This window comes from Lactobacillus sp. ESL0260 (assembly GCF_003692935.1).
GTDB classification, from domain to species: Bacteria; Bacillota; Bacilli; order Lactobacillales; family Lactobacillaceae; genus Lactobacillus; species Lactobacillus melliventris.
Map to the genome: position 1 here is coordinate 1 of NZ_REHO01000016.1, position 8,850 is coordinate 8,850.

General features: G+C 33.0%; 10 protein-coding genes. 7 read left to right on the top strand and 3 right to left on the bottom strand.

Going from position 1 to position 8,850, the window contains the following annotated elements:
* Positions 1-189: 189 nt before the first annotated feature.
* The 3 genes from F5ESL0260_RS09270 to F5ESL0260_RS09280 form a co-directional block, all read right to left on the bottom strand.
* The gene (locus F5ESL0260_RS09270; protein WP_038521144.1) at positions 190-429 is read right to left on the bottom strand and encodes a hypothetical protein; all 240 of its coding nucleotides are present in this window, start codon (positions 427-429) and stop codon (positions 190-192) included.
* Between the two features lie 25 nt (positions 430-454).
* Complete coding sequence (locus F5ESL0260_RS09275; RefSeq protein WP_038521147.1) at positions 455-958, bottom strand: hypothetical protein; 504 nt, start codon at positions 956-958, stop codon at positions 455-457.
* 401 nt (positions 959-1,359) lie between these two features.
* A complete protein-coding gene (locus F5ESL0260_RS09280; protein WP_038521150.1) occupies positions 1,360-1,878 on the bottom strand; it encodes a hypothetical protein in 519 nt (172 codons plus the stop codon).
* 373 nt (positions 1,879-2,251) lie between these two features.
* Between F5ESL0260_RS09280 and F5ESL0260_RS09285 the strand changes: the two genes are divergently transcribed.
* The 7 genes from F5ESL0260_RS09285 (at position 2,252) to F5ESL0260_RS09310 (ending at position 8,623) form a co-directional block, all read left to right on the top strand.
* Positions 2,252-3,253, top strand: coding sequence for an SLAP domain-containing protein (locus F5ESL0260_RS09285; protein ID WP_052059623.1), 1,002 nt, complete (start codon positions 2,252-2,254; stop codon positions 3,251-3,253).
* Between the two features lie 195 nt (positions 3,254-3,448).
* Positions 3,449-4,498, top strand: a complete 1,050-nt coding sequence (locus F5ESL0260_RS09290; RefSeq protein WP_046333027.1) for a helveticin J family class III bacteriocin — start codon at positions 3,449-3,451, stop codon at positions 4,496-4,498.
* 110 nt (positions 4,499-4,608) lie between these two features.
* A complete protein-coding gene (locus tag F5ESL0260_RS09295; RefSeq protein WP_038521153.1) occupies positions 4,609-4,872 on the top strand; it encodes a hypothetical protein in 264 nt (87 codons plus the stop codon).
* Positions 4,865-5,182 carry a phage holin, LLH family gene (locus F5ESL0260_RS09300; protein ID WP_038521156.1) on the top strand — a complete coding sequence of 106 codons (318 nt, stop codon included), beginning with the start codon at positions 4,865-4,867 and terminating at the stop codon, positions 5,180-5,182. Before F5ESL0260_RS09295 ends, F5ESL0260_RS09300 begins: the two co-directional genes overlap by 8 nt.
* A gap of 629 nt (positions 5,183-5,811) precedes the next feature.
* Positions 5,812-5,955, top strand: coding sequence for a hypothetical protein (locus tag F5ESL0260_RS09480; protein ID WP_158593833.1), 144 nt, complete (start codon positions 5,812-5,814; stop codon positions 5,953-5,955).
* A gap of 1,396 nt (positions 5,956-7,351) precedes the next feature.
* The gene (locus tag F5ESL0260_RS09305; protein ID WP_038521159.1) at positions 7,352-7,960 is read left to right on the top strand and encodes a hypothetical protein; all 609 of its coding nucleotides are present in this window, start codon (positions 7,352-7,354) and stop codon (positions 7,958-7,960) included.
* Positions 7,961-7,981: 21 nt separating this feature from the next.
* Positions 7,982-8,623, top strand: coding sequence for a hypothetical protein (locus tag F5ESL0260_RS09310; protein ID WP_038521162.1), 642 nt, complete (start codon positions 7,982-7,984; stop codon positions 8,621-8,623).
* Positions 8,624-8,850: the final 227 nt, after the last annotated feature.

The window sequence follows — 8,850 nt, forward strand, 5'->3', positions numbered from 1 at the left end:
TGCTATACGGCTTCAAATTCACAAACATTTTTTTGCTGCAGTTTGAAACCTTGTAGCACTAGGTTTCGTAGCAACTTCGCTTAATGTACATTATGTTAAGTTGCTTTGGTATATATGGAATTATTTTTTTGATTAGGTATTTAATCTGCTTAATTTGTAATTAATTTGCGTATTTGAGTTTTGGTTTGCTTATTTTTTGTTATTTTTGAAGAATATCATCCATTCATAAACACATGTAATAACTGCTATTAGATAATCATACCAATGAAAAGCTTTTGAAAAGCCCACTAAAGAGAGGAGAAACACAGCAATCAACGCTAAAGTAAAAAGGATAGGCATAGCAAGCGTCATATTGTATCTGGCAAGCCAAGTATCGATTGGCAGAAGCTCTAGAGCCAAGATAATGATTATTATTAAAGTAGTATTCATGTTATAGTCACACCTTTTAGATTATTTAAAGATAGATAAATACGACTGTTCGTGCCGTCCAGTAAGCGACTGTGCTGTTAAGGTGAAGATAATGAATTAGCGCATATCGTATACCATCTTCAGCTTTACCTTCATAATCAGTTAGAAAGTTTACAAAAGCTTTTAGTGGCTTAGTTTTTAAACTGTTACCAGTAATTTTAGCAACGTATTTGGCAATTTTCTTAATTGTTTCTAACTTTAAGCCACGTGTCAGGTTATTGTTTTGTTCAGTAATTTTGTCTTGTAAGAGAGTATTCTGCTGCTCCTCATTAAGTCCAGCACCATTAACAATTTGATCAAACTCATCTTGTTGATCTTTAGTTAATGAACCGTACAATGCCCCATATGAACTGTTGTTTTGATTTTCATTGGAATTACTTACGGAGTTGTCCGTAGCAGCAAATGTATTTACTACAGTTGTTGCCATAGTCGTTCCTATAAAACTTGCTGCCCCAAGAGAAATTCCCAATTTTTTAATGGTACTTTTCATAATAGTACGCCTTTCATAATATTTTAGATCAATGTCGACATTGATATTAAAACCATAGTTCAGCATAAAAATTTGTCAACAAATAATATTAAAAAATAATCATGTATATATAAACATATAGTTCGTTAAATATCCAGTTAATTTGTGCTTTATAATATGAAATTATCAAGTTTTTCAAAGATTAATAACTAGAAGATAAAATAAAAAATGACTCTTACGAGTCATTTGAAATATTGATTACTTATTTAAAAAATACAGTGAAAATTAATATTATAGTAGGTGAAATTATTGTCAAAATAACTTTGAATACGTTACTTTTAAACATTAAGTTCCCTATTGTTAGCGAATGATTATAAGTCAGTTAGAAGTGATCTTAAGATGCCTCAAGGTCTTATGCCCAATTATTTAAAAATCTTTTGCCACCAGTGTTCATTTTTTCGAACTGGCTCTTTTAGTTCATTATCAATGTTTCTTTCCTTACGTTCTAAAGAGCCCTGCTCTTTTATCTTTTGGTCTCTGCCATGTAACTGTTGTTGTTGGTTCATAAGCTGCATTAACCGATCAAACTTTTTTCCTAAAGCCCTATTAGCTTCTCTTAACTCTTTATTCTGCTCCTCGATTTTACTTAAATATCGATTATTAAGCTGATCAATTTCTTCTTGTTGTTTCGCTACTTTTTCTTCCAAATGTCTGACGTAATCAGTTTTACTAATTGATCTAGCAGAACCTACTTCACCATTTTTAAAATGAGCAATGACTTTCTTCGCTTCTGATTCATCAAGAACCATTTTTCTATTTTCTTTTTTATATATTATCTTATATTTTTTTATATACGAATTAATCCTTGTTCTATATCTTGCTACTTCTTTATTAGATGCTGTAGGTACTATTATATCAATTATTTCTCTTATATCTTTCATATATATTTCTCTTATATTGCTATATATTACTATATATTTCTATATATTATTATATATCAATAACAGGACGAAGTCCTCAAAAGAGTAAAGAGGGTTTTATTAAAACATAGAAGCACACGTAGATTTCAAAAGTGTAGATATACAAAAAGGCAATCCAAATGGATTGCCTAGACGTCTAGTATGTCTCTTTTGCATGCGAGGATCGCACTTTATTTTTCACGAAGTTTTTTATAAATCTTTTAAAACTGATAGCCATTTGGCTTAGCACTACTTCGACTAATATTTATATTAGGTTGCCTGGTCCAGTAAAGGTAGCCTTAATAGACAATTAACCAGATAGCTATTAGAATTTAAGGATAAAGGAGTAATTACAATGAAAATTAACAAAAAATTGTTTATTAGCTTATTAGCTGGAATATTGACAACAACATCATTAGCAGTTACTACAACTAATATTGATCAAGCTCAAACTACTACGTCAAATGTAAATTCTGAGCAAGGCAAGCTAACCTTGAATCATAAGACTCGTGTTTATAACAAAAAGGGTAAGAAAAAGTATTCTTATCTTAAAACGAATGGGCTGCTAAAAAAGGGTGCTTTAGTAAGATATGTTGGCAAAATTAAAGCCCTATCTGATCCAGATACCAAGCGTTATTCCTTTAATGACAAAGATATGAACTGGTATTATCTACCATATAAAACAATTAAAGGTAAACAATACTACAACATCGGTCATGGCGGTTATATTAAAGCTATAAATGTTGATAGTATCAATGGAAATAAGTTATTTACTAATTATGCTACTGTTACAATAGCATCATCGCCATTTTCTTCTGATAAAGATTTTACAAAAGCAAATCTTGTTAATAATAAAGGTGAATTTACCAATAAATATGTCAAAAAGGGTACGAAACTAGTGGTTGATCGTCGCAGTAATAGAGAAGAACTAGCAGGGACGACTAAAATTGATATGCTTGATAATGGAGTTCTAGAAGTATTCCGCATAAAAAACAATAAAAAATTGTTTGTTTTAAGAGACGACCTTAAAACGCAGCCTCGTCAGCAACTAATACCGTATACTAATATCATGCATGTAAGATTTGTGAATGACGCATATCTTTATAATATAAAAGGAGAATTTGCGGACGATTCATGGTTTAGTTCAGGTGATACGGTTTCGGTTACAGGATTAAGATATATATGGGTTCCAGCAGATAAAAAAGCAGAACTATTTTATGAAGTTTTAGATTCACCTTCATCGATGTCAAACTGTAATTTTGTGAAAGCTTCGACTGCTAAATATACTTTTGGCAATCATTTAAAGCCAATAAATACAGCAGCTGATGTCACGCCAGCCAACATAGAAAAAATATAAAAGAATAAAGTTAAATATAAAAAGCAATGAATCCTCATTGTTTTTTTTTTGCTTAAAACTTGCACAATTCCTCCAACAAAGAATTAAGCCGACATTAGTCGGCTTAATTCCTCCTTACGTGCTATTTTAATTATGATCTCGAGATTAAAGATTTGGATAGATAATTATTTTTTCAATTAGTAAAGGAGTTTCGATATGAGAAAAGTATCTAGTGTAACGCCAAGTTTGAAATATGAATTGAATGGTCTCCATCAGGTAGTTGTTCAAAAAGGTAATGTAGCAACTAAATATATATATGCGTTGCAGCAATTGGCCAAAGGTACAGATACTGTAGTTTATAGAGCAAGAAAAGATGGATTTAATGCACAATTTACAAAAGGCGAAAAGCATTTTCGGTTATTTTTAAAGGGTGCTAAAAAGAGTGGTACAGCAGGTTCTCATACACAAACTTGGGAATATGCTGGACCTAACGGCAATGGTGAGTGGTTTATTGGTACAAAACCTAAAAAACTTTCAAGCTCTAAATATTACTGGGCTACTCAAATAGCAAGGGTAAAATTTCAAAATAAAAAATATACGAAAAATACACAGATGCCTAGGTTGTCAGCTCTTAATAGAGCAGGAGCAGGCTATGATGATAATGTAGTTTATCCAGGAGTTAATTTGCTTAGATCCGAAGCTGCGGTTTCTCCAAATTATCTAGATATGTTGATTGTTACTATTGATACAAGTGGAACGGCTCATTTTGGTTTCTACTCAGTGAATGAAATTAATAAAGCTCTCAATGGTGGTCCTACAAATTATCCGCTTGATCAATTTCGTTGTTCTTATGCATTTAAAATTGAGAATTTTACATCTGCTGTTGGATCAATTCAGGGCTTTGATATAGACGATAAAAAAAATATCTATATTTCAAGTGAAGCTGCACCTAAAACAGATGATGTAGGTCAAGGGGTAGCTCAAGATCGTTATATTTATAAAATACCTTATGGTTATCAAAAACTGCCGAATGGATTAGTGGATTGGAATAGCACAGAGAACTGGCATAGAATTAATTTGAATGCTAATAATAATGATCACAATAATGGTTCAGTCTTAGATCGGAGTAAATTTGTTACTGAGTTTGAAAGTATTCAAGTAATTAATAAAAATGATGCATATTTAACGGTCTCATATCATGACGCAACTACATTAAAGACTTTGCACAGTAGAATTTATGAAATTACTTGGAATGACCCAGAGTAGTAATAAGTTTTATAAATAGATCATAAAATATTTAAAAGTCTCAAACAGCTCACTTACTGTTGAGACTCTTTCTTTTATACAAACCAAAATAGCAAGGAGGAATATGCATAATGTATAAAAAACTGATAATTTTGCTAACCTCAACTGCCTTTTGTGGACTCGTTTCAATGCTAATCAATTTTTATCAGTGGCATGTAAAAACAAGAAATACTGCAAATGATAAAGAACGGCGACGATTATATAACGAAGTAAAATACTATCGTACAAAGTTTCTTAATGATGAAAATGAAATTGATCATTTAAAAGAAAAAATTCGTAAATTAAAGGCAGCACAATTTACTACTGTCAAGGAGAGAAGTGATATTGATGGATAAATTAACGTCTATTTTACAATTGTTAAGCACGCTAGCTGTAATAATTGCGTTTATTCTTGTTGGTATTTATCCATATATTAAAGAACGTAATAAATCTTTAGCAGATAAGTTAGATGTATGGTATAAGCTTGCTCAAGTTTTAGTTAACGAGGAAGCTATTAAAAGTGAGAAATCTGGTGCAGATAAAAAACAGACAGCTACTGATACATTAATGATCCAAGCAAAAAAGTTAAAAGTACCATTAACCAAGAATGTGGCTGCTGGATTGGTACAAAATGCTTATAATCAAACTAAAACAAGACGTAGTTGAATGCCTACAAAGCAGATTTAGCAAATTGCGTAAATCATACAAGAACTTAATGAGCAGGTAGTTGAATTATATAATTTATTAGATTAATGATAATTAGCCATTAAAACACGCTGGCAGCAATTTGTTGTTAATCTAGAAAGCTTTTAAGCTTGATAGAATACTACTCTCAGTCTAAAAGACTATTAATTTTAAAAAAATTAGTAGAATTTGATATTTCTATGGTATGATTACTTTAACAAGCAAATAAAATGCCTTGATTGCCAATAAGGACAATCAAGGCATGAAAAAAGCTAATCTCAAACTTTTGCAGGGTAACAGATTAGCTTCATCAATTAAATTAAGTATAACAAAAATACTTAAAAATTCAAGAGATGAAGTTAAAAAGACCTTCGAGTTAAAAGATTAGCCCGGAGGTCTTTTCCGTTATCAAGCGAACCAACAGGACAAAGTTGAAAAAAGGGACAGGTTTAATAGAGCCATTTCAAGTAATAAATCTATTTCCGAAAGCACGTAACGAATGCAGTGGGGCAAGTGGCGGTGACGACCAGCAGTTAAGCGAACCAGGTCAGGGCGGTACAGACGACTACTGTCTGGTCAGAATTACTCATGCGTAAGGCGAGCAGGCAGCAGTGGAACATACGGCAGTAGCAAGGACAGAACATAGTACGAGGTACTATTGGCTGGGGTTAGCATATGGCGTTGCCCAGACCTTCAGATCATATTTTGGAGCGACAAAAAACAACGGCTCGGCTACTGTGCAGGGCGTTTTTTAGCTTAAATGTATGCTGGTTCTTTGTGACCAGATTAGTAACCAACAATCGACAAAGCGGTTAGTTAGATAGTTTCTTCTCCTTATCGCAAGGGGAAATTACCTAACTAACCGCTTTGCGGTTATGTTAGTTACCTTATGGGGCCAGTGTGCCCACTGCAGGGAACAGTAATTGGCAGTTTAGGTTAATTATTTGATCTTGTTTTAGGTTTAGGTGGAGCAGCTGGCGTAGTAGATTTTGGTTCAGCAGTCTTTCATGGTTTATTTGCAGGTTAGGGTGTCGAGTAGTGTTTTAGTTTTGCTTGTAGGAGATTAACCTGGTTCTTGATGTTGATTTATATTGGTCGTTCGTTGTCATTTATCGGATTAGATAAAGTTGTTTTGTTACCTATATCTTGGAATTTCACAAATTTTTAGGAAAGAGCATAAGGAGAACTGCTATCACTTACTTAACGTAAGGTGATAGCTTGGCGGTGCCAAGCGTTTTCTAACAGCAGCTGCCTGCTAGCACTTTTTTTGCGAAATATCCCACCGTGGGACTGTTGTGAATATTGGTGTAGAGCCAAAAGCCTCATCTGGGTTTGTGAAAGGGAGCTGACAGTCCCACATTGGGATTGTTACAAATCCTGGTAGAGCAGCATTCTTCTAAAGGCAAAGATCGTATCAAAAACCGTATTTTAGCTCCGCTGAATGCCAGGTTCACTTTAGATGTAATGGAGAGCGGGGGGGTAAAAAATAAAAGTAGGCAAAATAGTTGAGGAATGATTTTGTTTACTTTTAAAAAATTGGGACAGTCATTTTTGCTAGGAAGTCGTCCATTTGGTGGAAAATCAGGTGTAAGTATACCCGGGGGCGAAAAAACGGCTCACAGGGGCTAATAGGGGCTAAATTAGGCAAGCTGTTGTTGGTAAGTTAGAAGAGAATAAAAAATAAATATATAAAAAAAGCGATCCTTGTGGACCGCCTTAGACGTCTTGCAAGTGACTGAACCTGCTTACACGTTTAGTTAAACATGTCTGACGTTATCTAATTCTATAAAAATTATATCATGAAAATAAAAATTTGGTAAAATAATCCTGCGCGTTTAGTGCACTATCTTGAGAAGTTGACTGGCTTCTCATAAAGGAGGTGAAAAGACGTGTCTGATGTTCTAATTCTAATTCTTTTGTATCTTGTAATTACCGCAATTCGAGATGTGTTGAATATCGTCAAAGATATTCTTAACGAACTACTTAAGTAGTACAAAAGTGAGGCCTAAGATTTTATCTTAGGCTATTTTTATAGGTATAAATAATTGAATAAAATTAATTAAAGATATATAATCTCGATATTAAAATATTAATTTATTAAGGCATTATATCATTATAATATTTTAATATACGTTTATAGGAGAATTAATTATGAAATTTAAGTATGTTGTTGGATTAGGTGTTGCTGCTGCAACCTTTGCGACAGTTGCAACTCCATTAGCGGTAACAAGTGTCAAAGCTGAGGCAACAAGTGATAGTGTAGAAAGTCCTGTTTCTAAATATGATATAAATCCTGTAGCAAACTATGATAACGATTCATTAAGACAAATTGCAATTAATAATAATTTAGATTTGTCTGTAGTTGAAGCTTTAAATGATAATATCGATCCCGATAAAGCCTTACCTAATGGTACGCCTATTTATTTGCCACAAAATGTTGGCTCTGTAGAAAACGTAGTAGGACCTCAGGCGTTCGGACCTTATGATGGTGTACCAGCAAGTATTAAGAAAAAATATTATGATAGTTTAAGTAGTGCAGAACGTTCAGCTAAACTTTGGATTGCAAAGAGAGAATCAGGATACAATTATTATGTTTCTAACGGTACGCATTACGGTCGCTTTCAGTTAGATAAAGCATATCTTAATGGCGACTATAGTATAGCTAATCAAGAAAAAGCTGCTACGATATATATTCACAAACGTTATAGTGGAAGTTGGGTAAAAGCTAAAGCATTTTGGCAAGCTCATGGCTGGTATTAAATCAAAGTAGGTTGGGTAAAAATGAAAAGATCACTTAGTATAGCAGCATTTGCAGCTGTTTTTGGTGCAAGCTTGATATTTAGTGCAACAAGCAGTAATTATGTGCCTGTTAAAGCAGCTGACGTAAGCGATACAAATACTGTAGTCAATAATCAGGGTGTGTCTGATAAAACATGGTCTAACAAACTGACTAAAGCTGGCTATGTTTTCAAGTTAGCTAAAAATATAGCTACTACTGATGGCGGATTGTATCAAAGAAAAAATGGCTTACTTAAAAAATATAGTTTGAAGCATGCTAAAAAAGTTTTCGCTAAAAACATGTTATTCAAAATAGATCGCGCTATATCAGTAGAAAATGGTTCTTTAGTTCATATTGTGTCGCAAAATGGCAAATATAAGTTTTGGACTAATTTTTTAACCGGGACATACAATGTAAATGGTCATAAAAAATCTCTTAAACCATTAATAAAAACCGAAGTAGAAATGATCACTAATACTTCTAAAGAGAAAATAGCAAAAAAGCTAGTCACTGCCGAAAAATTGGCTAATAAATTAAAGGGTTCAGATAAAAAATTGGCTCAAGAATCAATTACTCAATTGAAGCAATGGATTGATAATGAAGTTTTTGCTAATATTCCTGTTCTTCTAATTGGTAGCCTGTAAGACAAGTAAACAAGTTTTTAATTTACTGCTGCTATCAAAGTGATTTTCTTATTAATTTACGAAGCATACGGAGCAATTTAAAGTTAAAGATTAAAAGTAACAAATAAGCTGGTATGAAGCAATTGGTCTAATTGTGAAATTACCAGGTAACGAAAAAAGGGAAGGCTGTTAAATCAGTCTTCCCTTTTGCTATACGGCTTCAAATTCACAAACATTTTTTTGCTGCA

Bases quoted from the DNA above. Each gene is read 5' to 3' on its own strand.
- F5ESL0260_RS09270 (WP_038521144.1), bottom strand. From the start codon at position 429: ATGAATACTACTTTAATAATAATCATTATCTTGGCTCTAGAGCTTCTG.
- F5ESL0260_RS09275 (WP_038521147.1), bottom strand. From the start codon at position 958: ATGAAAAGTACCATTAAAAAATTGGGAATTTCTCTTGGGGCAGCAAGT.
- F5ESL0260_RS09280 (WP_038521150.1), bottom strand. From the start codon at position 1,878: ATGAAAGATATAAGAGAAATAATTGATATAATAGTACCTACAGCATCT.
- F5ESL0260_RS09285 (WP_052059623.1), top strand. From the start codon at position 2,252: ATGAAAATTAACAAAAAATTGTTTATTAGCTTATTAGCTGGAATATTG.
- F5ESL0260_RS09290 (WP_046333027.1), top strand. From the start codon at position 3,449: ATGAGAAAAGTATCTAGTGTAACGCCAAGTTTGAAATATGAATTGAAT.
- F5ESL0260_RS09295 (WP_038521153.1), top strand. From the start codon at position 4,609: ATGTATAAAAAACTGATAATTTTGCTAACCTCAACTGCCTTTTGTGGA.
- F5ESL0260_RS09300 (WP_038521156.1), top strand. From the start codon at position 4,865: ATGGATAAATTAACGTCTATTTTACAATTGTTAAGCACGCTAGCTGTA.
- F5ESL0260_RS09305 (WP_038521159.1), top strand. From the start codon at position 7,352: ATGAAATTTAAGTATGTTGTTGGATTAGGTGTTGCTGCTGCAACCTTT.
- F5ESL0260_RS09310 (WP_038521162.1), top strand. From the start codon at position 7,982: ATGAAAAGATCACTTAGTATAGCAGCATTTGCAGCTGTTTTTGGTGCA.